Here is a 26854-nt window from a genome sequence, read left to right as displayed (position 1 = left end):
ATTTGAAGGATAAAGGACACACGCATGAGCGCATTAAGTGAAGAAGAACAACTCGATAACTTGAAGTCGTTCAGTAAAAAATATGGTTCAGCTCTTATTATCGGGATCCTTATTGCGCTCATTGCCTTTTTGGGTTGGCAGTATTGGCAAAAGAAAACCTTAGCTGAAAACCAGACTCGTACCGCAAAAGTTCAGCAACTGATGGATCAGGCGCAAGCGGCTGAATCGAATCCAGATGCACTCAATAATCTTTATGCAGCAGCAGACAAGATTGTCAAAGATGCACCAGATTCAATTCAAGCGATTCAAGTTGAATTCATGCTGGCTAAAATTGCCTACGACAAAGGTGATTATGCAGGCGCTGAAAAGTCGCTGAAAAAAATCGAGACTACAAAAATAAATGATGAAGGGCTTGTGCAACTCATCAAATTACGTTTATCTAATGCGCAACTTGCGCAAAAGAAGTATGATGAGGCGTTAAAAACGCTATCATCTGTTACCGATCCAGCATTCAAAGCCACAGCTGAAGAAGCTCGCGGCGATGTCTACGTTGCAAAAAATGATATCGCTTCTGCTCGCAAGGCGTATCAAAGTGCATGGGATGTTTTGCTAGAACGTAAACAAGAGCGTCAAATTTTACAAATTAAACTCGAAAGTGTAGGCGTTTTAGTAGATGATCCTGAGATCGAGCGCCCGATTCTAGACACACAGGTGGATGAGTCTTAATGGATATAAAGTATAAATTTCCGTTTGCATTAATGATTGTATCAGCCGCCTTAGTCGGTTGTTCAACCAACAAGTTAAAAAAGGAAGAGGCCAAGCCGAATCCTTTGCCTAAACTTGCACAGACGCAAACGCAAGCGCTCGTACCTGTTTTTTCTCAACGTGTGTCATCAATGCCTAAGGCAGATCCTTTGCGTCTTCAGCTTGATAATGTCAATGGAGTCATTTTTGTACCAGATCCGAAAGGTAAAGTTTCGGCATATCGTGGTAAAGATCGCCTCTGGACTACACGTGTGACCAAGCATCGTCTGACTGCGGGTACGGTCGCAGGTGAAGGTATTGTCGTGGTCGGGACTGCAAAAGGTGAACTTTTCGCGCTTGATCAGCAAACGGGTGAGCAAAAGTGGAAAGTACAGCTTAGTGGTGCTGTGCTTAGTCCGTCTCTGATTTATCAAGGACGCGTCACCACCATCGCCAATGATGGTACAGTGTTTGCACACGATGCTGCCACAGGTCAGCAGGTCTGGACCTACAAAATGCCAAGCATTCAATTTAGTTTGCGCGGCCAGCCATCACCTGTCATGCTCGACGACCGTACAGTTGTTGCAGCCAGTGCCAACGGCTATGTTTATGGTATTGACGTCATCAGCGGTATTCCACGTTTTCAGCGCCGCGTTGCTGTAAGTGAAGGACGTTCTGACGTACAGCGCCTGATCGACATCGATGGTGATCCGGTCGTTTCTGGCCAATATTTGGTGACGGTGAGTTATCAAGGTCAAGTAACGGTTACTGACCTCACCAATTTGAGTGTGGTATGGAATCAGGATTCAAGCAGTAACAAGCGCCCGGCTGTCTATGACAACAAAGTGTTTATTTCGCAAAGTGACGGTAAACTCAGTGTCTTTGATTTAGGTACAGGTTCAAAGCTCTGGGAGAGTGATGTATTGCTTAATCGTCAGTTAAGTAATCCTGTTATGCTCGGAAAAGACTTGGTGGTGGGTGATCTAGATGGCGTGATTCATTTGATCAATCCAAATTCTGGTCAGCTCATCGGGCGTGCCAAAACACGTGGAGAAGTCAGTTCGCTGCGTGTAGTAGACGGTCATTTATATACCTCTACCGCAAAAGGTGCCTTAACCATCTGGGAAGTACGTTAATTTTTCCTCAGCTTGTGTTAAACTAGCCGCTCGGCGAAACGCTTATCAAATTCATCGGGGTATTTTGAATACTAAACCATTCAAAACCCCGTATTTTTATTTGGGCCTCTGGCCTTTTGTCTTCCTTATTTATCGTTTCTGATGCAGATGCCATGAGAGATGGCAGATCTTGAAAAAGGTTACTCTATGAAACCCGTTATTGCGCTCATTGGTCGTCCGAATGTCGGAAAATCAACATTGTTTAACCAGATTACCAAGAGTCGTGATGCACTCGTGGCTGATTTTGCAGGGCTTACCCGTGACCGTAAATATGGTGATGCGGTTTACCAAAATAAATCATTTATTGTTGTCGATACCGGTGGTATTGGTGAGGGTGAGGCGGGCATTGATGCCTACATGGCTGAACAATCCAAAACAGCCATTCATGAAGCAGACATCATCATTTTTGTGGTCGATGCCCGTGCAGGTCTGTTGGCATCGGATGAGCAAATCGCACGTGAAATCCGTAGCTTAGGTAAAAAAGTCTACCTTGTAGCCAACAAAGTAGACGGAGTACATGCAGAAGCCGCTGTAGTTGAGTTTTACAAACTTGGCTTTGGTGAGCCGTTACATGTGGCGGCCAGCCATGGTCGTGGCGTGGCACAAATGCTTGAAGATGTGCTGGTAGATGTGCCTGAAGATGAAAATCCTGAAGAACACGACAAAGCCACAGGCTTGCGTTTGGCGATTATTGGTCGCCCGAATGTGGGTAAATCGACCTTGGTCAATCGCCTGTTAGGTGAAGAGCGTGTAGTGGCATTTGACCAGCCAGGCACAACGCGTGACTCGATTTATATTCCATTTGAGCGTGATGGACGTCAATATACGCTGATCGACACTGCGGGTGTGCGTCGTAAGGGTAAAGTCGATGAAATGATTGAGAAATTCTCGGTCGTTAAGACGCTACAAGCCATGAAAGATGCGCATGTGGTTGTGGTGGTGGTCGATGCGCGTGAAGGAATTGTCGAGCAAGACTTACACTTGATCGGTTATGCGCTTGAAGCTGGCCGTGCCATGGTGATTGCCATTAATAAATGGGATAACATGACCGAATATGACCGCAAGCAATGTAAGCTTGATGTCGAGCGCCGTTTTGACTTTATTCCATGGGCAAAAATTCACTTGATCTCTGCTTTACATGGCACAGGTGTTGGTGAGCTGTATCCATCAATTCACCGTGCTTACGAGTCGGCAAATCTGAAAGTTTCCCCAGCCAAACTGACCCAGATTTTGAATGATGCCACCGAAGCGCATCAACCTCCAATGGTGAGCGGTCGTCGTATCAAAATGCGTTATGCGCATATGGGCGGACAAAATCCACCAACGATTGTGATTCACGGAAACAAGGTTGATAAAACACCAGCGGATTATCGCCGTTACCTCGAAAATGTATTCCGTAAAGTATACAAGCTTGAGGGTACACCTGTTCGCATCGACTTTAAAACCTCTGAAAACCCATTTGAAGGGCGTAAATCGCAAGTCGATGAACGTGTGGCTGCTCGTCGTCGTCGTTATGTACAGAAATTCAAGAAAGCCGAGAAGAAATTTAAGCGTTAATTGCTCAATCGAGAAACCCCGAACATGTTCGGGGTTTTTTTATTGCGTGTTTATGTGGATGCATCCTCATGCATCGCCTTTAGCGTTTGTTTTTACTGAATCGACTAATGCTATAATTCGTGCGGTTTCAACACAATAATGAAAATAGGCTGAAATTTTACATGCTCAAACTTCATCTTTCTTCTTTACGACATTGTTATGCTGGTGAGAGGCTAAGTGCTTTAGAATCTGTACCCGCCATGCAGCGTCGAAGACTTTCGGCATTGGCCAAGCTGGCCTTAAATGTGGCCATCGAGACCGTGAATGAGCAAGCGGTCGACTATATTGTCTGGGCCTCATGTTATGGCGATGAAACCAAAACCTATGGCATCTTAAAAGATGTGTTGACCGACCAGACCCCATCACCCACGCAGTTTTCAACATCGGTTCATAATGCCATTGGCGGCCTATATTCGATTTTATGTCATGATGACACTATTTCGACGAGCTTAAGCTGCTCATGGTCGAAAGCCATGATTGAAGCCTACGCCATTTTAAAAACACAACCACAGGTAAAACGCGTCATGGTGGTGTTTTACGAAGAGCCATTGCCAGAGATTTACGATGATAAAGTGATATTTGACGCCTTTGCTATGTCGGCAGTGGTCAGCTTGGGGGCGCCAAATTTATCGCTTGAAGGATTAATCTCTTCGCAGGAAATAGAAGCACTTGGCTTTTATGCGTTTTGGAATGCATCGGAACAACACGCATGGCGCGGCTGGCACAAGCTGAAGTAGTAGCATTTATCTCGATGGTGCAGCGTGTTGGCCTGATTACATTTCTGATGCAAGATCTCATCAATTTATTCATGATTGTGTTCCACGTTTATCGCACAATATTCCCGAACATTTCACGGATGATGGCAAATTGTGACGCATCAAAACTGCATCGCAGTACACGCGAATCGATAAATGCAGGCTATAATGGTGCGACGTGGGCCTGTCAATTTAACAAAAATGCAAGAAGGTCGCGTGATGGGTTGAACATTCTCGATCAACAAGACAGTTTTCAACTTTTTTCGCTGGTTTAAGTGTCACATTTAGATGTGTTTACGCTTCCAATCGGTATCGGTCAGATTTTTGGTATGAGTGATTTACATGAGCAATCTTGCGAATGAATTAAAACAAATGATCATTGATGTATTGGCATTGGAAGATATTCAAGCCGCTGACATTGATGATACTGCACCGCTTTTTGGTGAAGGCTTGGGGCTCGATTCTATTGATGCCTTGGAGCTGGGTTTGGCCCTTAAAAAACGCTACAACATTCATTTGAATGCTGAATCGGATGAAACCAAACAGCATTTTCGTTCGATCCAGAGCTTGGTGGCTTTGGTTGAAAGTCAGCAAAAAGCCTGACGGATATGAGTGATACGCACGGGGCGACTGCATGATGGTGATAAACACTCATGCTGGTGACATTGGTCGATATCGAAGTGGACTCATCCACAAATATGAAATGGGAATCGCCTATCCATGCAAAAATTAATGCAGGTGTTGATTGCCCTTATGTTTGTGGCCTATCCCTTTTTGGTCGGCTGGAGTCTGACCCGAGGCAGCTTTATGGCAGTCAGTATTATGCTGATTGCGCTTGGTTTACTACGTTTACTGGTCAAAAGTAGCGCTTTTTTATGGCCTCTCAGTCTATTTACTGTGGTGTGTGGTGCCATGAGCGTCTTGTTTAATGACCACATGTGGCTAAAAGTCTATCCTGTATTGACCAGTCTGGGGGCCTTTGCCATTTTTGCATCGACCTTGTGGCGCCCACCTTCCATGATTGAACGTTTTGCCCGAATCATGCAGCCTGACTTGCCAGCCTCGGGCGTACAGTGGACGCGCCGAGTGACCTTTGTATGGTGTGGTTTTTTTATTCTCAATGCGGCCATTTCATGGTGGACCAGTGTGTATGCATCCACCGAGATCTGGGTACTTTATAATGGTTTTATTTCCTATGTCCTCATGGGAATTTTATTAATTGGCGAATTTATTTTAAGAAAACGCCACCAGCGTTTGCAGCACAATAATGAATGATCTTTTAAGCCAGCGTATAGCGTCAACTTTGCCTCTGGCCTTTAACCGAGACTTACACCCCATATCATTTGCCGATTTCTGGCAGGATGTGGCTGAACAAGCCGCCTGGATTGTCCAGCGGATCGAGCCTGTTTGGGCGCTCTGGGAACAAGACAGCTATGACTTTCTGGTACTTTTCTTTGCCGCTTTGCAGGCTGGAAAACATTTACGTTTGCCGCCACACAAAGTGGCGCAGCTTGAACAGCAATTTAAAGCTGAATCGATTTATTTTTTAAGTCGTCAGGAAGTTGACCGTACTCTTGCGCCGCTCGTATTGGATGTCAGTCCGAATTTTGCTGCTCGGGCTCAAATTGATTTTTATACCTCGGGTTCGACCAGAGAGCCAAAGCTCATTGCACGAACGCTCGAGCAATTGCTGCTTGAGGTAATCGGGCTTCATGCAACATTTGCAATTTCACCTACGGCCGTCAGCTTTGCAACAGTTAGCCATCAGCATATTTATGGCCTGCTGTTTAAAGTACTTTGGCCCTTGGTCGGTGGACGGAGTTTCTATGCGCCGCAATTGACATTTCCTGAGGAAATCCTTGCTGTTCAGAATGCTTTTGCTGCGCAGGGAATCGCGAATATATTGATTTCAAGCCCTGCATTGCTCAAGCGATGGCCTGCAGATCACACCTTGAGTCGTAACGAGATCGTCTTTTCATCGGGAGGCAAACTCGATGATGGTGTGCGTGCACAGGTCGATTTTACGATTACCGAAATTCTGGGGAGTTCTGAAACCGGTGGGATTGCCTTTCGGGATCAGGATTTGCACCCATGGCGGGCATTTGAAGATGTTCAGATTCGTATCGATCAGCAACATTTAATGGTGCAAACTGCGCATGCGCATACCGATGACTGGATCATCACGGGTGATTTGGCCGTATGGGCAGATTCGGATCATTTGGGGCATGGCTTTCATTTGGGCGGACGTGCCGACCGATTGATCAAACTTGAAGAGAAACGTTTGAGTTTAGATGCCATTGAGCAGACGATTGCCACTTTACCATGGGTCAAGCAGTGCCATGCATTATTGATCGATCGTCAGCAGCGTCAGTTGCTGGCCTGTATTGTGGTGTTGCATGACGAAGCACATCAACAGTTGAGCACCGAAGGCAAGCAGCACTGGGTGGCAAAAATTAAACAGACATTGCAAGAGGCGCTGGAGCCTATTGCAATTCCACGTTTGTGGCGCTTTTTAACAGAGCTGCCACACAATACGCAGTCCAAGCTCGATCATCGGTATTTAAAGCGGCTTTTTGAGCCGATGCAGCAGCCCGTGATGCTTCAGCGCCTATCATGCGATGAGGCTTGGCGTTATCGACTGGAATTTGTGCCAGAACTGGAGTGCTTTAAAGGGCATTTTCCAAATCAACCCGTTTATCCGGGCGTGGCCTTAATTGGCTGTGCCGAAGCCTTTGCTCGGGAGGTTTGGCCAGATTTGGTGTGGTGCAATGGTTATGAACAAGTGAAATTTCAGCAGGCAATTTTGCCATATTCTATTGTTGAGTTAACGCTGATACGTAAGGCCAACAAGATCAGCTATACATTTGCTCAAGCTCAAACCAGCATGGCCACTGGACGTTTAAGCTTTATCGAAACAGATTTGGGTCAGGATGTTTAACATGACGAATTATGGTTTTATTGTTCCGGTGTTTAATCATCCGCACCATTTGGATCAGCTCGTGGCCACGCTTGATCAATTCGATTTGCAGATCATTTTGATTAATGACGGCAGTGATGCCCATTGTACCCAAAAGATGCGTGAGCTGGATCAGAAATACATCAAGGTTCATCTGCTCGAGCATCCATATAATCAGGGCAAAGGGCAGGCCGTCATCACAGGTCTGATCTATGCCGATCAGTTGGGCCTGACCCATGCCTTACAAATCGATTGCGATGGCCAACACCACTGGGATGATATTGAAAAATTTCTGACGGTCTCGCAGCAATATCCCGATCGCGTGATTATCGGGCAGCCTATATTTGATGACTCCATCCCGAAAGAACGTTTGTATGGACGTTATCTGACGCATATTTTGGTCTGGATTCAAAGTTTATCGTTTGAGATTAAAGACAGTATGTGTGGTTTTCGCGTTTATCCGCTGGCACCCACCCTTAAACTGATTCAAGCAAGCAAGTTCCAACCGCGTATGGGCTTCGATACCGAAATTTTAGTACGTCTCAAATGGGAAAATCTGCATTTTATTAATGTACCAACGCCTGTGATTTACCCTGATGATGGAATCTCGCACTATCATTTGTTGCGTGACAATATTGGGGTGACGCAGGCACATATTCGCTTGGTGGGCGGTATGCTCAAGCGCTTACCACGATTGTTGAAACAAAAAATTAAGGGCTAAATATGCAGCAGCCGACACAAGATTGGAGCAAAATCCGAGAGCGTGGCAGTTCAAGCCTGCTGATGGTCGTGCTGTATTTTTATCGCTTGGGCGGGCGCTGGTTCTGCCGCAAATTGATGCTTATCGTGATTGCATGGTACTGGCTATTTGCGGTGACTGCACGTCAGGCATCGCTGGCTTATTTAAGGCAATTACACCAGTTTGCTGGTGCGCGTTCGCCCTTTATTTCGGCGCCTTCATGGCTACACAGCTACCGTCATTTTATGAATTTCGGTGAATGTATTTTAGATAAAATGGAAGGCTGGCTGGGCGATGTTCCTGAACAAAAATTAAAGCTATTTGGCGATCAGCATTTTCGTGAAGCCTACCAAAAAGGTACCTTAATGGTGGTGTCTCACTTTGGTAATATCGAATTATTTCGGGCGATTAAAGCGGAACATCCACAGAAAGTCACGATTTTGGTGTATCAAAAAAATGCCACTGAATTTAATCGCTTTTTAAAACGTCTCAATGATCAGGTCGATGTCAATCTAATTTCAGTCGATGAACTTGGACTTGAAACCGCCATTTTACTTGAAGAAAAACTCAAACAAGGGGAATGGGTGATTATTGCGGCAGATCGAACGCCTGTAGATTCTGATCGCGTTCAGCATCTTGCATTTTTAGGACGTGAAGCCACATGGCCACAAGGTGCCTGGATACTGGCCAGCTTACTCAAGGTGCCGGTTTTAGCCGTGTTTTGTTATCGACATCAGCAGCAGTTTGAAGTGCATGTGCATAAGATTGCTGATGTCGTCAATTTACCTCGAAAAGATCGTCTGCACGCCATGCAACAGGTCACAGGGCGCTATGTTGCATTATTAGAGCAGCATTGCCTACGCGCACCGTATCAATGGTTTAACTTTTATCATTTTTGGAACAAATAATTTGAAGATCGCAGCCACTACACCCATTACCGTTGGACTACAGCCACTTCAGATTGAAGACGTGGTTCAGGTTGCACATGCGGGGGCCATGGTGGCCTTGCCGAACGATACCGAGTGGCGCGGGCGTATCCAGCGTGGAGCAGACTTTCTGGATGAATTGCTGCAACGAGATGGTGTCATTTATGGTGTGACCACAGGTTATGGTGATTCTTGCTTGGTCAATGTGCCTGCACATCAAGTGCATGAGTTGCCGCTGCATTTATCACGCTTTCACGGCTGCGGACTAGGGCAAAATCTGGATCTAGTGAGTGCCCGTGCGGTGGTCTTGGTGCGCTTATGCTCATTGGCACGCGGCTTTTCGGGCGTATCACTAACGCTGCTTGAACGTCTCACATGGATGCTCAATGAAAATATTATTCCGGTTATTCCCTCGGAAGGCTCGGTAGGCGCAAGTGGTGATCTGACACCGCTGTCTTATATTGCTGCAATCCTGATTGGCGAACGTGAAGTCTATTATCAGGGTGAAATCGTGCCTGTGGCCGATGTGTATCGTGCAAAAGGCATACAGCCGTTGGTGTTACGCCCTAAAGAGGGGTTGGCACTGATGAACGGGACGGCAGTCATGACCGCGCTGGCCTGTCTGAATTATATGCGTGCAGCACAATTAAGTACGGCGGCGACCTTGGTTACTGCACTGAATGTGGTCGCACTCGACGGTAATCCTAGCCATTTTGATGAAGTTTTATTTGCTCAAAAACCGCATCCGGGTCAGCAAAAAATCGCGGCACAATTGCGTACGTGGCTTAACGAGGCGGCTCAAACAGCGGCGCAAAGTCCGCGTCTGCAAGATCGTTACTCGCTACGTTGTGCGCCTCATGTGATTGGTGTATTTGAAGATTCAAAAGTCTGGCTACGTCAATTTATCGAAAATGAACTCAATTCAAGCAATGACAATCCGTTGATTGATCCCGATCAGTTACGGGTCTTGCACGGCGGTCATTTCTATGGCGGGCATATTGCACAGGCCATGGACAGCATGAAAATCATGGTGGCCAATCTGGCCGATTTGATGGATCGTCAGCTGGCGCAATTGGTCGATCATAAAATGAATCACGGCCTACCGCGTAATCTGACGGGTGCCACAGCAGAGCGTTTGCCGCTCAATCATGGATTTAAAGCGGTTCAGATTGCTGTATCTGCTTGGACTGCAGAAGCCCTAAAACATACATTGTCGGCTTCAATTTTTTCTCGTTCTACCGAATGTCATAACCAAGATAAAGTCAGTATGGGCACCATTGCCGCCCGAGATGCAAGCCGTGTGATTGCATTAACCGAGCAGGTGATGGCAGCGCTGTGCTGTGCCAGTGTACAAGCACTGCATTTAAAAGGACGTTCGGCTCAGATTAGCCCTGTATTGGGCTCATTTCGCGATTGGACCTTAGCCTCATTTGATTTACTCATTGAAGACCGACCATTGCAAACCGAACTGCAACAGATTGTTGATCGTTTCGCCAACTTTGAATTGTCCAATACATCTTGGATGCAGTAACAGGAGCAGCAATATGCAGGCTGAGGTTATCATTGAAGTGCCTTTTCACGATGTGGATGCCATGAATGTGGTCTGGCACGGCTATTATTTGAAATACTTCGAAATTGCGCGCTGTAAATTGTTGGATCAATTTGATTATAACTATCGGCAAATGCAAGCCTCGGGATATCTCTGGCCAGTGATTGAAAGTCATGTCAAATATGTGCAAGGCATTCAGTTTCAGCAAAAAATTCGGGTTCGCGCCATTTTAAAAGAATGGGAGACTCGTTTGAAAATTGAGTATGTGATCTTCGACAATGAAACAGGTCAACGTCTAACCAAAGGCTACACGACACAAGTGGCAGTGGATATCCAGAGCAAAGCCATGTGTTTTCAGTCGCCCAAAATCTTGTTCGAGCGTTTGAATGCATGGGCCGACTTCCATCCTTTAAAGGAGTCATAAGCATGAGTACACAGCATTTTGGTCATGTGGCACATCGCTGGCACAGCGCCGTGATGGCGGTTTTGAGTGCATTGTTATTGGGTATCGTTCTTTTCAACAATGCGCATGCTACATCGCCTGAGGTAAACCAGATCTTTAAACAACTGGCACAAACCTCGACAGTACGTGCTGATTTTGAGCAAAAAAAGAAGCTGGCGTCGTTAAATAAAACTTTTGTTTCGACAGGTCAGCTCGTATTCTCAAAAAACAGCGGTGTGCTGTGGCAGTTACAGCGTCCTGTACAAGCCGACATTGTGGTCACGCCGACCAAACTGATTCAAAAAACCAGTAAAAGCATGAGTCAGTTAGATGTGGCCAAATCACCTTATGGTTCTGTGGCGACATTGTTTTTACAATTGATGTCGGGTAATCCAGCAGTATTGGATCAGCACTTTAATGTGACGCAGGCCAAGATCAATCCGCAAGGCTGGTCGATTCAAATGACGCCAAAAAGTACTTTATTTAAAAAGCTTTTTTCACAAGTAGATTTAAATGGTCAGCAATTTATTAACCAAATCGTGATTGTTGAAAAAGGCAATAACAGCACTGTTCTGAATTTTAGCCAACAACGCGCCCAACCTGCGACACTCACTGCTCATGAAAATGCACTTTTCCAATTGGCAAAATAAGCTCGGCTTGGTATGGCTCATGATCTTACTGGTCATTAGCCTAATCTTGGGTGTTGCATGGTTAAAAAAAGACATTCATATTCAAACCAATGTTTTTGCCCTACTGCCAAAACTCAGTCAAGATACCCAGTTAGAACGTACGCAACAGTATGTCGCGGGACAGCTCAACCAGACCGTATTTTTAGTGCTCGATGCCAAGACACCCGCGCAGATGCAGCAGGCCACGCAAAGTTTGCAGCAGTCATTGCGGCATAATCCGTTATTTACACCCTTAAAGCCTCAAGCCGACGTAGAGCAGATTGGTCGAGTGATGTACCAGCATCGTGATGGCCTGCTTAGCCCAGAGGATCAAGCCCTGCTACAAAAGCAGGACTATGCCGCACTGACCGAAAAAAGTTTGCTGCAATTGATGACGCCGGGTATGCCCGTGACAGCAGAAGGACTAACCCAAGATCCATTCATGCTGTTTAGTCGCTATCTGATGGCCAATGCACAGCACCTGCAAAGCAGCAATATTGAACTGGAAAATGGTTTTGCCACGCTGCATGAGCCGGGAAAAATCTCTCGCTTATTTACCTTGAATCTGAGCAAAAGCCCGTACAATATCGACTATCAAGAGCAAGTATCGGCATGGATCGATACGACTCGACAACAGTTGAATCGCATGCAGGTGACCAGTCACTGGACAGGTACGTTGCTGTTTGCCAATTATGGTACCCAGTCGGCCAAACAAGAAATTTCCACGATTGGCCTAGGCTCTACGCTGGGATTGGTGTTTCTGGTTTGGTTTGGTTTTCGTTCACTTCGCCCACTCCTTACCGAGTTTATTGCCGTCACTACAGGCAGTTTGGTGGCTTTTGCTGTCACTCACTGGATTTTTTCTGAAATACATCTGATGACCTTGGTATTCGGCGCAAGTTTGATCGGGGTATGTGTCGATTTTTCTTTTTACTTTATGGCGATGCAGTCACAACATCGCAAGCTCAATGGATTTGCCGTTTTAAAACCGCTATTGCCCAGCTTGTTTATGGGGCTTATGACCACTGTGGTGGCCTATCTGTTTTTAAGTATTACGCCATTTCCGGGCTTTCGCCAGATTGCCGTGTTTTCTATTGTGGGGCTGGTCTCGGCGTGGATCACCAGCATTTTGCTATTGCCTCGATTGCCTCCATTGCATGCCGAAGCAGCTATTCGACATTTGGCATGGGTGGGCAAAGTGCGTGTCTGGTTCTTGCAGCACACACGCGTGCGCTACCTGACGCTGCTTTCGATTGTTGTAATTGGTGGTGTCAGTCTGTTGTTTTTAAAACCTAATGATGACATTCGCAACTTGCAAAGCATGGATCAGGTGCTTAAGCAGGAAGATCACTATGTGCGTAGCCGCTTTACCGGACAGCAAGGCAGTGAATATTTTATTGTGCGCGGCGATACACCCGAGCATATGCAACAAAACGAACAGCGTTTGCTGGGGCAGCTTGCCCAGTTACAGGCAAAAGGGCAGTTGACTGGTGTGCAGGCACTCGGGCAATGGATTCCAACGGTAGCGCAGCAACAGCAACATATTGCAATGCTCAAAACAATCCCAGCAACTGAATTGGCACAATATGCAACAGCGCTGGGTTTGCCGCTGGAGACGTTGCAACGCTGGCAGCAACAGCTTGGAAAGACACCTGCGCTGACCTTAGACGCATTTAGCGAGCATCCACTGGCATTTTTGCAGGTGAGTCCGACCGAACGACTGGTCATGCTAAGTGGTATTCAGGACAGTAGTTCATTACGTGCGCTGGAAAATAATCAGATTATTTTGCAGCAGCCCGTACAAGAATTGTCAGATTTATTCCAACAACACCGCATACAGGCCCAGCACTTGCTGTTTTACGCATTGATCGCCTTGGCTGTTGGATTGGGTGCTATTTATGGGCCAAGGTCGGTTGTTCCGTTGGTGATGCCTGTATCGCTGGCCTTACTGACGACTTTTGCAATTCAGGCATGGCTTGGTGTCGAGATCAATCTGTTTAGTATTATGGCCACCTTTTTGATTGTTGGAATTGGTGTGGACTATGCCATTTTCTATCGTCACGGTCACGATCATCCACAGGTCGTGGGGATGGCATTATTCTTGTGTATGATGTCGACTTTGCTCGGTTTTGGTTTATTATCATTAAGCAATACCTATGCAATTCATTGTTTTGGTCTGACGGTTTTGTTTGGCGTCATTTTTTCCTTTGTATATGCGACGCTATTTACCAAAGCCGATGAAGCGCATCAGGTGATTTCACATTATCCGTCCAATAACTAAAATTTACAGGTCATGTGTCGTATGCAGCCATCTAGTTTAAAACACTCGAATGAATACACCGATGTGGTGATTATTGGTGCTGGCCCGGCGGGAAGCTCGGCCGCTGCATTGCTGCGCCAGCATGGCCTTAATGTGCTTGTGCTAGAGAAACAACATTTCCCGCGCTTTTCCATAGGCGAATCTCTACTGCCGCAGTGTATGGTGTTTTTAGAAGAAGCAGGGCTGCTGGAGACCATTCGAGCACATGTTGAACCCTGCGCTTTTCAGTTTAAGAATGGCGCCGCTTTTTTACGTGGAACCGAACGTAGTTTCTATGATTTCACCGATAAATTTAGTGATGGCCCAGGCACCACATGGCAAGTTCGCCGCAGCGACTTTGATCATCTTTTAGCGCAGCAAGCCCAACAATTGGGTGCTGATCTCCGCTTTGGACACGATGTGCTCAGCGTCGATGTCGACTCAAACGAGCCGTGCGTGACCGTGCGCAGCGAAGATGGACAAAGCTATCAAATTCAGGCCAAATTTTTACTCGATGCCAGTGGTTTTGGTCGCGTGCTGCCAAAATTGCTTGATTTGGAGTCGCCGTCGAACTTTCCTGTTCGTCGGGCATTGTTTACGCATATTGAAGATGGCATAGGCGATAACCCTGCCTTTGATCGTCAAAAGATTTTAATTACAGTGCATGATAAAGACCGCCGTGCTTGGTACTGGCTAATTCCCTTTGCGGATGGTCGCAGCTCTTTTGGGGTGGTGGCTGAACATGACTTTTTTGAAACATACCTAAGCCATGATCCTGCGCAAGATCAACCTGAACCTTTATTGCGCCGCATTCTAGCCGATGACCAGAGTTTGTCGAAGGTTCTTGCGCAGGCGAAGTTCGATATGCCTGTAAATAGCCTGACCGGATATTCCGCCAATGTGAAACATTTGGCCCAGTCCAATTATGCACTGCTTGGCAATGCAGGCGAGTTTCTCGATCCGGTTTTTTCGTCGGGAGTCACCATTGCCATGAAATCATCGAGTTTGGCGGTGCCTTTGGTTGTGCGTCATTTACAAGGTGAGTGTATCGATTGGCTGAACGAGTATGAAAAACCGCTGCGTGAGGGGATCAGTGTATTTCGTGCCTATGTCGAGGCATGGTATTCAGGTGAATTTCAGGATGTCGTATTTTCTAGCAAAAAAAATCACGAGATTGAGCGCATGATTGCCTCATTATTGGCAGGTTACGCTTGGGACATGAAGAATCCAATGCATAAAAATGCCAAACGGCGTTTGAGTAACTTGGCTGAATATTGTCGTCAGGAGGCCGTATAAGTCATGCCGATGTATTTAAAAACATGCGGACGATGGATGGTGATTGGCGCAATCATGGCGGTGCTGAGTGCATGTCAAAGCTTTACGCCCAAAGCACCTGGATTGCCGCAGCCACAGTGGGCACAACTACAGCAACAACATCGCGATTACGTCCGACAGGATCAGGTCGATGTCCGTTGGCGCAGCAAGCAGTTTAGTTTTTTGCTGTATCAGCGTCAGCAAGGCGAAGCATTGCAAATGGTGGCATTGACCTTGACAGGACAGCAACTGTTTGATGTGGACTACGATGGCCATCGGGTGATCGTGAAGCAGCGAATTGATGAAATGCGACTGTTGCCATTTGAATTTTTAGTCCGCGATATTCTGGTGGCCACTTATCCTGATTTTACCAAGCAATCAAACGCTACGATAACGGTAAAACCCACCGCAACTGGCCAAGACGTTTATATTCAAAATCAAAAAGTATTGAATCTTCGGCACAGCTCCGACACGATCGATCTTGATAATATTCAGGTGCCGTATCATATGACCTTTTCATCTATTGAAAACACTTTAGAATCCAACTAGAACCATCATTATGCAAGATCAACATCACCATGCTGCTGCCGTTGGGATACAACTGAGTGCCAGCCTGTCGGCATTGGGCGACCAGCCGAGTCAACTGCGCACACAATTAGGCTGCTCGGATGTTGCGCCGAGTTTAAGCCTCCGTTCGGATCTACTTGTAGAGCGCGAGGTCTGGGTGGGTGCTTATACCGGTGAGATGGTTGAGCATTTACCACCTGAATGTGAAAAATGGCAATCACGTAACCTCAGGTTTGCTGTTACCGCATTACAGCAAATTGAAAAGCCACTTCGTCAAATGACAGCGCACTTAGATTCAACGCGATTGGCAGTGGTTGTGGGAACATCAACGTCTGGTATTTCCGATAATGAGGCACTCTTTACCGCCCATTTTCATGATCAGCCGCATGCCAAAATTAATCATCACAAACAACAAATGAATGCATTGGCAAAAGGATTGCGTGCCTATTTGGGCTGGCAAGGACCTGCCTATACCATTTCAACAGCATGTTCATCGAGTGCCAAAGCTTTTATTTCCGGCCAGCGTTTGCTTCAAGCTGGATTGGTCGATGCAGTGTTGGTGGGTGGGGTCGATACGCTTTGCCGACTCACTTTAAATGGCTTTAACAGTTTAGAAAGTCTTTCACGCGAGATTTGTCAGCCCTGTGGTGATAAGCGTGACGGAATCAATATTGGAGAAGCAGCAGGGCTATTTTTACTCACCCGTGAGTCGGCCCCGATTATGCTGGTAGGTGTAGGTGAGTCGATGGATGCTTGGCATATTTCTGCACCGCATCCAGAGGGTGTTGGAGCAGCACAGGCTATGCAGCGCGCACTTGATACAGCAGGTATTTTGCCTGAACAAATTGATTATCTGAATTTACATGGCACAGCAACCCCGCAAAATGACCAGATGGAAATCAAAGCAGTGCGTCAAGTTTTTGGCAAACAAGGCCCTCAACTGAGTAGCACCAAACATCGTACCGGACACTGTTTAGGTGCTGCGGGCGCGATTGAAGCATTTATTTGTCAGCACGTATTGCTTGATCAGTCGTGGCTGCCTCTCCATCAGCAACATACGGGCTTAGACCCTGAACTCAATGATCAGCACTATGTAATGGCTAATGATCATGCGCATACTTTGAATTATGTGATGAGTAATTCCTTTGCCTTTGGTGGCAGCAATGTCAGTTTGATTTTTGGACGGTGCCTAAAATGATCCTACAAGAAAAAGCCAGCCAGTATATTCCGCATGAGGCACCGATGCTGTTGGTGGATGATCTGATTGAAATCACCGATACGTATGCGGTGGCAAGTTTAAAAATTCAGCCAGACTTAATGTTTTGTACTGCACAAGGGCTACCCACCTGGACCAGTATCGAGCTAATGGCACAAACCATTAGTGCATTTTCAGGTTATCAGGGTCATTTAAACAGCGCAGGGCCCAAGGTGGGATTTTTGCTCGGGACACGTAAGCTGAATCTGCCTGTGCCATTTTTTGCCTTGGGAACACAGTTGACCATTCGGGTTGAGAAACAGTCGATGCATGATGGCTTAGGACAATTTGAGTGTTGTATTGATGAGGGTGGGTATTGTATTTGTGCCGTTCTTACCGTATATGAACCTCCTTCAATGACGCCAGAGCAGAGTCAAATATGAACAGACGTATTTTAGTCACAGGATCAAGTCGAGGCATTGGAAAAGCGATTGCGTTGGCGTTGGCACAGGCGGGGTTTGATGTGGTGGTGCATGCGCGTTCACGCATCGACGAAGCCAATCACGTTGCTGATGAGATTCGAGCGCTGGGACGTCGCAGTGATGTCTTGATGTTTGATGTGACCGACCGTGAACGAACTAAGCAACAACTTGAGGCCTTCATCGAACAGCATGGCGCTTTTTACGGGGTGGTGCTCAATGCTGGCTTGACCCGTGATGCAGCCTTTCCGGCACTGCTAGATGATGACTGGGATCAAGTGATTTCTACTTCGCTCGATGGTTTTTACAATGTATTGAAACCCATCATCATGCCGATGATTCAGTTGAGAAAAGGCGGCCGTATTGTGACGTTGTCTTCTGTTTCGGGCGTGATGGGCAATCGAGGGCAGGTCAACTATAGTGCAGCCAAAGCAGGACTGATTGGTGCAACCAAGGCCTTATCTCTTGAGCTGGCCAAACGTAAAATCACCGTCAATTGTGTGGCACCAGGACTGATCGAAACCGAGATGGTCGCAGAAGAGGTCAAGTCGCATGCTTTAGCCATGATCCCAATGCAACGCTTAGGTCAAGCCAACGAAGTGGCCAGTCTGGTTCGGTTTTTATGCTCCGATGAGGCATCCTACATCACCCGTCAGGTTATTTCCGTCAATGGGGGAATGCATTGATGTCGCGTTGCTATACTCAAGCTGTGTTTGGCTCAAGACACCTGATTGAGGCTTGAGCTTTGAAAACGATTCAGGTTTATGTGTGTCCGCTTTCGGCAATTGTTCAGGCAGAAATGATCGATTTTGCTTCCAGACGTGATTATCAGCAGTATAAACGCGAGCAAATCTATGGCTACCGCGACCAGCAGATTGCCCGACATTTACACACATCAATCGATGCTCTGGATTATGCAGTAACCGCGCACGGAAAACCGTATTTACGCCATTCAACCTTGGCGTTTAATCATTCACACAGTCAGGATGACTATGCCTTGGCAATCAGTGATCGCGTGGCAGATATCGGTGTAGATATCGAAAGTTTGAACCGTAAAATCCGCTTTGATGCCTTGGCTCAGCATGCTTTTCACCCCGATGAGTATGCATGCTGGAAAGCTTTAGACGAAGATGTGCGTTATTGGTTCAAGGTATGGACCACCAAAGAAGCGATTTTAAAAGCGCATGGTATGGGTATACGACTCGATTTAAACACTCTAAATACGCACATGCATCCCACTTCTGATCAAGGTCAAATCGTAGATGATCGATTGGGTATTTTTGCCTATCAGTGCTTCGATCTTGGCGCTGCCATGCTGTGTGTGGCATGGCGCTCAGACATCGGATGTGGTCAATTCATTCTGCCAAAAATACAAATTTTTCGTCCTTAAAATTAAATTTTCTTATTGTTGTTAACGTTTTGGACCATAAGTATGAAATTAAAAATACGTGATAAAGACATTCAATTTATTTACTATTTTTTTGCCACGATGATGGTGATTTCGATGGTGGCTGCCTGTTATAAAAAATTTTTTCAGCATGCAGACCAGTTTGACTTATCTGCATTTTATACCTTTTTTGTCATGATGTTATTTGCCCGATTTTACTATGCGATTCAGTATGTACTCGAAAAGATTGAGCAGATTAATCGGCGAGAGCGCCAGCGTCAGCTCGATTTCGAGGCCAAAACCAAAACACAATCTTAAATGTAATTATTAAAAAAAATGCCAGCAGATTGCTGGCATTTTTAATAACACTCAAATTTAAAGATTATGGAATATCATCTTCAAATTCAGGTTTGACTTGAACCACAAAGTCTTGACGGTTCAGACCACGCCACAGTGCAAATGCTGTTCCGATATAAATCGAAGAGTAGGTTCCGACAAAGACACCTACAAACATTGCAACAGAGAACCATTTCAAGCCATCACCACCCAAGAACATCATGGCAAGAACCACGAGTAATAGGGTCATGGAAGTATGAATGGTACGTCTGAGAGTTTCGGTCAATGCAATGTCGACAATTTCACGTGGTGTTGCACCGCGAATCTTACGGAAATTTTCACGGATACGGTCTGATACCACGATGTTATCGTTCAGTGAGAAACCAATGACCGCCAAAACAGCCGCAAGCACGGTTAAATCGAACTGCCATTGAAACAGCGCGAAAGCACCAATGATAATAATGATATCGTGGAATAACGACATCACAGCGCCCATCGCAAGCTTGAATTCAAAACGAATGGTCACGTAGACCAGCATCAGAATCAATGCCAAAGCCACAGCACCAGCAGAGCGAAGGTAAAGCTCGTTACCCACCTGTCCGCCAACAGCATCGACCTTGTGTACCACGGCCGTGTTATTTGGCAATTGCACTGCCTTGGTCAGCGCATTGCTAAGATCATCGACTTTGAGATCATCTTGTACAGGCATACGCACGATCAGATCTTTATTACTGCCAAGTGTTTGTACGACAGCATCTTTAAAGCCGGCTTTATCAAGCGCTTGTGAAACAGCGGACTGATTCACCGGTTGCGAATAATTCAGCTCTGCCGAAACGCCGCCAGTAAAGTCCAAACCGAGGTTAAGGCCCTTGGTTACAATAAAGAAGATACTGGCCAAGGTGAGCAAGACCGAGAAAATTGCCGCTGGTTTGGCAATTTTCATAAACGGAATCACCCGCTCGTTGTCTGGACGGCCATACTGCTTGGGTTTAGGTTGAGTCATATCAGTCATCATCGATCTCCTTATATGCTCAACTTTTTCAAGTTACGACGTTTGCCATAAATGAGCTGTACAATTGCACGGGTCACGGTAATGGCAGTAAACATCGAGCAGACAATACCAATCATTAGCGTCACTGCGAAACCTTTGATTGGACCTGTACCAATTGCAAACAAAATGAACGCCACCAAAAATGTGGTTAAGTTCGAGTCAAAAATGGTGTTGTAGGCACGATCATAGCCGGCCACAATGGCCTGCTTGGGTGAAGCCCCCCATTTAATTTCTTCACGTATTCGTTCACAAATTAGTACGTTCGCATCGACCGCCATCCCGATGGTAATGACGATACCGGCAATCCCCGGCAGGGTGAGCGAGGCACCAATCCAAGACATTACCGTGAGAATCATTGCCAAGTTAAACACGAGGGCAAAGTTTGCAATCAAACCAAACAAGCGGAAGAACACCACCATCCAGATCGCGACCAGAAGGAAGCCGACTTCAGTAGACAGAATCCCTTTGTCGATATTTTCCTGACCAAGGCTTGGACCAACCACGCGTTCTTCAACAAAGTACATTGGTGCTGCAAGCGCACCCGCACGAAGCATCAGCGCAAGTTCAGCCGCTTCTTGAGGAGAATCGAGACCAGTAATTCGGAACTGTGAGCCCAAAACAGCTTGAACAGTCGCGGCATTGATAATGACCGACTCGGTATATGGTGTACGCACTTCGGTTTGTGCACCAGTTGCCGGATCCGTCACATAACTGACGCGTTGTTTATTTTCGATAAACAACACCGCCATACGTTTACCCACTGCATTTCGTGTCGCATCTGCCATGAGCTTACCGCCAGCGCTGTCGAGCGTGATATTCACTTCGGCACCGCCTGTATCCTGACTAAAGCCAGAACTTGCGTTTTGCACACGTTCACCGGTCAAGATGCGGTTGCGATTAAGCAACAACTGACGACCACTGTCGAGTGACTCATAGGCAAACAACTCTGTGCCCGGTGGCAATGGCTGACCATTATATTTACCGGTATACGGGTCGATATATTGATCATTTTGATCGGCAACCAAACGGAACTCAAGATTGGCCGTACGACCTAGAACACGCTTGGCTTCAGCAGTATCCTGAACGCCAGGCAATTCCACCACAATCCGGTTGCTGCCTTGAGTTTGAACCAAAGCTTCAGCCACGCCCAACTCGTTAATACGGTTACGCAATGTGGTTAAGTTTTGGTTGACCGCATACGACTCGATCTCCTGACGACGAGCATCGGTGTAGCTCAGACGCAGTGATGCACCAGTTGCCGTTGCGACCGCCTGTTGTGTGTATTCGTTGCCATTACGACGTAAAAAGTCCATAGCCGTGTCGCGATCTGCGTTATTGGCAAATTGCAGTACAATCGCATTGTTGTTAAGCGATAAGCTATTGAACTTGATATTGTTGTCGCGGAATTGGCGGCGAATATCACTGACCGACGTTTCCATGCGCTGCGCAATCGCCTTGTTCATGTCCACTTCGAGCAAGAAGTGTACGCCACCACGTAAGTCGAGGCCCAGTTTCATTGGCTTGGCGCCAATTTTCTGAAGCCATTCTGGCGTGGTCGGGGCAAGGTTTAACGCCACCACATAGTTGTCGCCTAAATCACGACGCAATACGTCCTGTGCCTTGAGCTGATCTTCCGATGAGTTAAGACGTAACAGGGCAGCATTGTTGGCAAAGCTGTTGTCATGACTGGTGATGTTGGCAGTTTTTAAAATTTGCTCTGCTTTTTGCACCATGCTCTGGTCGATTTGAGTACCGGCTTTGGCACCAGAAATCTGAACAGCAGGCTCGTCTGGATACAAACTTGGCAGTGCGTATAAAGTGCTGATAATCAAAACAACAATGATCAGCACATATTTCCATGCAGGGTAACGCATTCGCTTTCTTCTTAAAATGAAAAAGTCGTGCGGGGTGCACGACTGTCTTTTTGATTAAAGGTTATTGAGTGTGCCTTCAGGTAAAACTGAAATTACACTGGCGCGTTGGATTTTAACTTCTACGCCACGGCTCAATTCAACCACAGCATAATCGCCTTCGATTTTGGTGATACGGCCCATTAAGCCACCAGCAAAAACAACTTCGCTGCCCACACCTAGGCTTTCAACCAAAGTACGATGTTCTTTGGCACGTTTTGATTGAGGACGCCAGATCAAGAAATAGAAGATTGCAACAAATACAACAATCATCAATATGTTAGCCATCATGCCTGGACCTTGCGGCGCCGCATCTGCAGCGTGAGCAGTAGAAATTAAAAAGCTCATTTTGGTTTCCTAAAGTTAAAAAATGGGCGTCAAATTATGACAAAAATACCAGTTCGCTCTGCAATTTACCTTGTCTTTTTGTTGAGCGCAAATTCTGATGAATTAATCCACCGGTGCGGGTGGTACATCTAAACCACGACGCGTGTAGAAGTCGGTGACAAACTCATCAAAGGTACCCTGCTCAAGTGCATCACGAATGCCTTGAGTCAGGCGTTGATAATACCGTAAGTTGTGAATTGTACCGAGCATTGATGCCAACATTTCACCACATTTTTCAAGATGGTAAAGGTAGGCGCGGGTAAAGTTTTTGCAGGTATAGCAATCGCAATGTGGATCGAGCGGGCTTTGATCATGACGATATTTACTGTTGCGGATACGCACCAAACCGTCTGTCACAAAGTAATGACCGTTACGCGCATTACGGGTCGGCATTACGCAGTCGAACATATCGACACCACGGCGCACCGCTTCGACGATATCTTCCGGTTTACCCACACCCATTAGGTAGCGCGGCTTATCTTCTGGCATTTTAGCCGGCAGATAATCGAGTACCTTAATCATTTCTTCTTTCGGTTCGCCTACCGATAACCCACCAATGGCATAGCCATCAAATCCAATTTCGAGCAAACCATTGAGGGATTCATCACGCAGATCTTCATACATACCGCCCTGAATAATTCCAAATAGCGCATTGGTATTATTGAGTTGTTCGTGGTGATGGGTTTTACAACGTTTGGCCCAGCGCAAAGACAACTGCAACGATTTTTGTGCTTCTTCGTGAGTGGCTGGGTAGGGCGTGCATTCGTCAAAAATCATCACGATGTCGGAATTGAGCACTTGCTGGATTTCCATAGAAATCTCAGGTGACAAAAACACTTTTGAACCGTCAATCGGTGAGCGGAAGGTCACACCTTCTTCCTTGATTTTACGCATCGCGCCAAGGCTAAACACCTGAAAGCCGCCTGAATCGGTCAGAATCGGTTTATCCCACTTGATGAATTCATGTAATCCACCATGCTCTTTAATTACCTCAAGGCCCGGACGCAAGTACAGGTGAAAGGTGTTGCCTAAAATAATTTGCGCTTGAATTTCTTCGATATCGCGCGGCAACATACCTTTTACAGTGCCGTATGTGCCAACAGGCATAAACACAGGTGTTTCGACCACGCCGTGTGCAAGGGTTAAACGACCACGACGGGCGCGGCCAGATTGACCTAATTTTTCAAACTTCATGCAACTTTCCAAATCAAGGCGAAAAAACAGTTCGCTGATTAACCTATTTAAAGGCGGCTATTTTCCTTGATTTGTCCTGAGAGTGCTACTACTAAATGTACAAGATAACGAAAACACTAAAAGCGTTGCCTTAAGTATAAAAAATGCCCGACGATATGTCGGGCATTTTTGAGTCAAACAGATATAACGTAAAGTATTAAACTTGTTAGTTGACTTGGGTTGCTGCGCGATCAATCAGCATGGCATCACCATAACTAAAGAAGCGATATTGGGCTTCTACAGCATGTGCATACGCATTTAAGATATTGTCGCGATTTGACAAGGCCGACACCAGCATCAGTAAGGTCGATTCTGGTAAATGGAAATTGGTGATGAGGCGATCAACCGCACAAAATTGATAGCCCGGATAAATAAAGATCTGGGTGTCGCCTGTCCATGCACCGATTTTTCCGCCATTGGCCTGTGCTGCACTTTCCAAGGCACGCGTGGCCGTTGTTCCGACAGCAATCACTTTATTGCCACGACCTTGCACCTGACGAATCAATTCTGCAGTATGTTCAGGTACATCACACCATTCACTGTGCATAATGTGATTTTTGATGTCGTCTGTACGTACCGGTAAAAAGGTACCAGCACCCACATGCAAGGTCACAAATGTTTTTTGAATGCCTTTGGCTTCAAGCTTGGCCAAGAGTGTTTCATCGAAATGCAGGCTGGCGGTAGGTGCGGCTACACTGGCAATTTTATCTGGATTGTGAAATACCGTTTGATAGCGCTCGGTGTCGATGGCTTCGGCTTCACGGTTAAAATACGGCGGAATAGGCAATTGACCATAACGGTCAAGCACGCTCAAGATCGGCTGAGAAAATTCAACCACATAGAGATTTTCATGACGGCCTTGTACAGTGACAGAGACTTGATCTTCACCAATAAATAGCTCTGCACCAGCTTTAGGTGAATTACTGGATTTGATATGACAATGTGCAATCCGATTATCGAGCATACGCTCTACCAATACCTCAACTGCTCCACCTGATGCGCGCTTGCCTTTGAGTCGGGCTTTCATGACCTTGGTGTCGTTTAATACCAAAAGGTCACCTTCATCGAGAAGCTCTAGAATGTCGGTAAAGGCATGGTCATGATATTGACCCTGCGCATCAAGATGAAGCAGACGCGATGCGGAGCGTGTTTCAAGTGGATAACGGGCAATCAGCTCGTCAGGCAGATCAAAATTGAAATCGGAAAGTTGCATAACTCGAGTACAAACCAAAACGTGGCGATAGTATAGAGCTTTTCAAACCGATTGGGCAGCGCGCTTTTTTTATGATTTTTCACTGTTTGTACTAAAAGTGAGCAAAACTCAATATCTTAACGTTGACAAGATTTTAAAATCAGATAATATACGCATCACAAAGCAGCATCATGCTCTTCCCGAGGTGGTGAAATTGGTAGACGCGGTGGACTCAAAATCCACTGTTCGAGAGAACGTGTCGGTTCGAGTCCGACCCTCGGGACCAAGATTCTAAAAACCCAGATCATTTAAATGGTCTGGGTTTTTTCTTGTCTAGACTCAATATTATTCTCTTTTTGATGACCATACAAAAGACGCTGCTTTTTGTTGTTCTTCATTATCGGTTTCTAGGCGAATGCCTGTGCGATCTTTAAACACACAAATAGCCAGAAAAGCCAGCGTTGCCATCAAACATAGATAACTACTTACCCAAAAAATGCCATTTGGTTTGATAATCAGGGCCGCTGCAATTAGGGGCGCAAATGCACCGCCCATTATCGTGCCAATTGCATAAGTAATGGAAATGCTGGTAAAGCGAATAGATGCGGGGAAAAGCTCCGCATAAAACACGGCTTGTACGCCATAGGTCATTCCAATGCCCGCAGACAGTAACGCCAGACCAATCATAATATTAAGGTAGTCACCAGTTTGTACCAGCGGAAATAGGCAAAGTGCGGTCACAATTTGAATCACTGAGCCAATCACATATAAACGCTTACGACCATATTTGTCTGAGAGCACGGCAGTAAACCAAGTAAAAAATGTCCAGATTAGAGCAGAAACGCTGACCAGTGATAAAATGGTTGGTCGATCCAAGGCGAGGCCATTTGGATTGGTGGTATAGCTTTGCAAAAAACCACCTGCGGTCATGTAGCCCAGACATGTCGTGCCAGCAATCAGAAGTGCAGCCGTGAAAACGACTTTTTTATAGCTTTTAAACAGTGTTCGAATTGGCTGCTCAGCAGTGCCTTTTTGCTTCAGATCATCAAAAACTGGACTCTCATCGACCGAGCGTCGAATCCAGTGTCCCAGTACAAATAAAAAAATACTCACCAGAAAAGGAATGCGCCAACCCCATTGTACAAATTCGTCTCCCGGTGAAACGTATCCGATCATGATCACGAGCATGAGTGACGCCAATAACAAACCCAACGGGACTCCCAGTTGAGGAAAAGCACTAAACATGCCGCGCTTGTCTTGAGGTGCATGTTCAACCGCCATGAGTACGGCGCCACCCCATTCGCCTCCTGTCGAAATGCCCTGAATGATTCGAAGTACTATGAGTAAAATGGGTGCTGCAATGCCAATCGTGTCGTAGCTGGGGAGTAACCCGATGGCCACAGTACTCATTCCCATCATGATGAGAGTGACACTTAAAATAGTTTTACGGCCAATTTTGTCACCAAAATAGCCTGCCACGAAGGCACCAAGTGGACGAAAAATAAAACTGATTCCCACCGATGCAAACACCAATAGTGTCGCAAAAACTGGGCCTGCGGGTTTAAAAAACAACTGATTAAAGACCAGTCCGGCCACTGCGGCATAAATAAAATAATCATACCACTCGATGGTGGTGCCGGCTAAAGTGGCAAAGGCGATTTTTTGTGTACTCTGCTGTGCATGTGGCCTGCTTAAGGGGAGTGACGTGGCTTTTTCCATGTGGTGTTTTCCTTTTCAATTCTTGTCATATTTTTAGCTCTAATGCTGCCGATGTAGATGAATTCCTGTTCAAAACATCGCCACTTGAGTATGATTTAAAAAATAATTAAAAGATACATAAAAATAAATAATAAAATTAAAATGTATCGTAAATATTTTTTTAAAATTATATTAATCATTGGTTTATTGTTTTTTTTAATTATATATGATATGAAATAACAAACTAATACAATAT

Annotated in this window: 27 protein-coding genes and 1 tRNA gene; 22 read left to right on the top strand and 6 right to left on the bottom strand. The window is 46.0% G+C overall.

Going from position 1 to position 26854, the window contains the following annotated elements; all coding sequences use genetic code 11:
- Positions 1 to 24 precede the first annotated feature (24 nt).
- From QLG00_RS13205 to QLG00_RS13105, 21 genes are all read left to right on the top strand, one after another.
- The gene (locus tag QLG00_RS13205) at positions 25 to 726 is read left to right on the top strand and encodes a tetratricopeptide repeat protein (protein WP_004932928.1); all 702 of its coding nucleotides are present in this window, start codon (positions 25 to 27) and stop codon (positions 724 to 726) included.
- Positions 726 to 1880 carry an outer membrane protein assembly factor BamB gene (bamB, locus tag QLG00_RS13200; protein ID WP_282471186.1) on the top strand — a complete coding sequence of 385 codons (1155 nt, stop codon included), beginning with the start codon at positions 726 to 728 and terminating at the stop codon, positions 1878 to 1880. The genes QLG00_RS13205 and bamB overlap by 1 nt, the downstream gene beginning before the upstream one ends.
- Before the next feature lie 186 nt (positions 1881 to 2066).
- Complete coding sequence (der, locus tag QLG00_RS13195) at positions 2067 to 3476, top strand: ribosome biogenesis GTPase Der (protein ID WP_025095396.1); 1410 nt, start codon at positions 2067 to 2069, stop codon at positions 3474 to 3476.
- Between the two features lie 161 nt (positions 3477 to 3637).
- Complete coding sequence (locus QLG00_RS13190) at positions 3638 to 4252, top strand: beta-ketoacyl synthase chain length factor (RefSeq protein WP_282471185.1); 615 nt, start codon at positions 3638 to 3640, stop codon at positions 4250 to 4252.
- Positions 4225 to 4545, top strand: a complete 321-nt coding sequence (locus QLG00_RS13185) for a hypothetical protein (protein WP_282471184.1) — start codon at positions 4225 to 4227, stop codon at positions 4543 to 4545. The genes QLG00_RS13190 and QLG00_RS13185 overlap by 28 nt, the downstream gene beginning before the upstream one ends.
- Before the next feature lie 67 nt (positions 4546 to 4612).
- A complete protein-coding gene (locus tag QLG00_RS13180; RefSeq protein ID WP_004932939.1) occupies positions 4613 to 4873 on the top strand; it encodes a phosphopantetheine-binding protein in 261 nt (86 codons plus the stop codon).
- 117 nt (positions 4874 to 4990) lie between these two features.
- Entirely contained in the window at positions 4991 to 5545 is a 555-nt protein-coding gene (locus tag QLG00_RS13175; protein WP_282471183.1) for a septation protein IspZ, read from the top strand.
- Positions 5538 to 7208 (top strand): AMP-binding protein, encoded by a 1671-nt coding sequence (locus tag QLG00_RS13170; RefSeq protein ID WP_282471182.1) that lies wholly within the window; start codon positions 5538 to 5540, stop codon positions 7206 to 7208. The genes QLG00_RS13175 and QLG00_RS13170 overlap by 8 nt, the downstream gene beginning before the upstream one ends.
- 1 nt (position 7209) lies before the next feature.
- Complete coding sequence (locus QLG00_RS13165) at positions 7210 to 7947, top strand: glycosyltransferase family 2 protein (protein ID WP_004932947.1); 738 nt, start codon at positions 7210 to 7212, stop codon at positions 7945 to 7947.
- Between the two features lie 2 nt (positions 7948 to 7949).
- A complete protein-coding gene (locus QLG00_RS13160; RefSeq protein ID WP_282471181.1) occupies positions 7950 to 8873 on the top strand; it encodes an acyltransferase in 924 nt (307 codons plus the stop codon).
- Between the two features lie 25 nt (positions 8874 to 8898).
- Positions 8899 to 10422: an aromatic amino acid ammonia-lyase gene (locus QLG00_RS13155; protein WP_282471218.1), complete on the top strand. Its 1524-nt coding sequence runs from the start codon at positions 8899 to 8901 to the stop codon at positions 10420 to 10422.
- Positions 10423 to 10435: 13 nt separating this feature from the next.
- A complete protein-coding gene (locus tag QLG00_RS13150; protein ID WP_004932955.1) occupies positions 10436 to 10864 on the top strand; it encodes an acyl-CoA thioesterase in 429 nt (142 codons plus the stop codon).
- Positions 10865 to 10866: 2 nt separating this feature from the next.
- Positions 10867 to 11532, top strand: a complete 666-nt coding sequence (locus QLG00_RS13145) for an outer membrane lipoprotein carrier protein LolA (RefSeq protein ID WP_004943644.1) — start codon at positions 10867 to 10869, stop codon at positions 11530 to 11532.
- Positions 11507 to 13831, top strand: coding sequence for a hypothetical protein (locus QLG00_RS13140; protein ID WP_171494865.1), 2325 nt, complete (start codon positions 11507 to 11509; stop codon positions 13829 to 13831). Before QLG00_RS13145 ends, QLG00_RS13140 begins: the two co-directional genes overlap by 26 nt.
- Positions 13832 to 13852: 21 nt before the next feature.
- Positions 13853 to 15145, top strand: coding sequence for an NAD(P)/FAD-dependent oxidoreductase (locus QLG00_RS13135; protein ID WP_111812087.1), 1293 nt, complete (start codon positions 13853 to 13855; stop codon positions 15143 to 15145).
- Positions 15146 to 15148: 3 nt separating this feature from the next.
- Positions 15149 to 15712, top strand: a complete 564-nt coding sequence (locus QLG00_RS13130; protein WP_282471180.1) for a DUF3261 domain-containing protein — start codon at positions 15149 to 15151, stop codon at positions 15710 to 15712.
- Positions 15713 to 15722: 10 nt separating this feature from the next.
- The gene (locus QLG00_RS13125) at positions 15723 to 16928 is read left to right on the top strand and encodes a beta-ketoacyl-[acyl-carrier-protein] synthase family protein (RefSeq protein WP_076033488.1); all 1206 of its coding nucleotides are present in this window, start codon (positions 15723 to 15725) and stop codon (positions 16926 to 16928) included.
- Complete coding sequence (locus QLG00_RS13120; protein WP_282471179.1) at positions 16925 to 17368, top strand: 3-hydroxylacyl-ACP dehydratase; 444 nt, start codon at positions 16925 to 16927, stop codon at positions 17366 to 17368. The genes QLG00_RS13125 and QLG00_RS13120 overlap by 4 nt, the downstream gene beginning before the upstream one ends.
- Positions 17365 to 18090 carry a 3-ketoacyl-ACP reductase FabG2 gene (locus tag QLG00_RS13115; protein WP_282471178.1) on the top strand — a complete coding sequence of 242 codons (726 nt, stop codon included), beginning with the start codon at positions 17365 to 17367 and terminating at the stop codon, positions 18088 to 18090. The genes QLG00_RS13120 and QLG00_RS13115 overlap by 4 nt, the downstream gene beginning before the upstream one ends.
- A gap of 59 nt (positions 18091 to 18149) precedes the next feature.
- The gene (locus tag QLG00_RS13110; protein WP_025095409.1) at positions 18150 to 18794 is read left to right on the top strand and encodes a 4'-phosphopantetheinyl transferase superfamily protein; all 645 of its coding nucleotides are present in this window, start codon (positions 18150 to 18152) and stop codon (positions 18792 to 18794) included.
- 42 nt (positions 18795 to 18836) lie between these two features.
- Complete coding sequence (locus tag QLG00_RS13105; protein ID WP_048765570.1) at positions 18837 to 19109, top strand: hypothetical protein; 273 nt, start codon at positions 18837 to 18839, stop codon at positions 19107 to 19109.
- A gap of 64 nt (positions 19110 to 19173) precedes the next feature.
- On the opposite strand, the gene secF is transcribed toward QLG00_RS13105, so the two are convergent.
- The 5 genes from secF to queA form a co-directional block, all read right to left on the bottom strand.
- Positions 19174 to 20142, bottom strand: a complete 969-nt coding sequence (gene secF / locus QLG00_RS13100) for a protein translocase subunit SecF (protein ID WP_111812092.1) — start codon at positions 20140 to 20142, stop codon at positions 19174 to 19176.
- A gap of 8 nt (positions 20143 to 20150) precedes the next feature.
- On the bottom strand, positions 20151 to 22052 hold the full coding sequence (gene secD, locus QLG00_RS13095) for a protein translocase subunit SecD (protein ID WP_004932990.1): 1902 nt from the start codon (positions 22050 to 22052) through the stop codon (positions 20151 to 20153).
- Between the two features lie 54 nt (positions 22053 to 22106).
- Positions 22107 to 22436 (bottom strand): preprotein translocase subunit YajC, encoded by a 330-nt coding sequence (yajC, locus tag QLG00_RS13090; protein WP_004919921.1) that lies wholly within the window; start codon positions 22434 to 22436, stop codon positions 22107 to 22109.
- Between the two features lie 102 nt (positions 22437 to 22538).
- Positions 22539 to 23669, bottom strand: a complete 1131-nt coding sequence (tgt, locus tag QLG00_RS13085; protein WP_004919919.1) for a tRNA guanosine(34) transglycosylase Tgt — start codon at positions 23667 to 23669, stop codon at positions 22539 to 22541.
- A 205-nt stretch (positions 23670 to 23874) separates the two neighbouring features.
- Complete coding sequence (gene queA / locus QLG00_RS13080; protein WP_282471177.1) at positions 23875 to 24921, bottom strand: tRNA preQ1(34) S-adenosylmethionine ribosyltransferase-isomerase QueA; 1047 nt, start codon at positions 24919 to 24921, stop codon at positions 23875 to 23877.
- A gap of 178 nt (positions 24922 to 25099) precedes the next feature.
- Between queA and QLG00_RS13075 the strand changes: the two genes are divergently transcribed.
- Positions 25100 to 25186, top strand: a tRNA-Leu gene (locus QLG00_RS13075).
- 59 nt (positions 25187 to 25245) lie between these two features.
- Here QLG00_RS13075 and QLG00_RS13070 read toward each other — a convergent pair.
- The gene (locus tag QLG00_RS13070; protein WP_282471176.1) at positions 25246 to 26619 is read right to left on the bottom strand and encodes an MFS transporter; all 1374 of its coding nucleotides are present in this window, start codon (positions 26617 to 26619) and stop codon (positions 25246 to 25248) included.
- Positions 26620 to 26854 lie beyond the last annotated feature (235 nt).

This window comes from Acinetobacter sp. V89_7, from assembly GCF_029967895.1.
In the GTDB taxonomy this organism is placed as follows: Bacteria; Pseudomonadota; Gammaproteobacteria; order Pseudomonadales; family Moraxellaceae; genus Acinetobacter; species Acinetobacter soli.
Note: the sequence above shows the minus strand (reverse complement) of the source record. Positions and strands in the feature narration are given on the sequence as shown.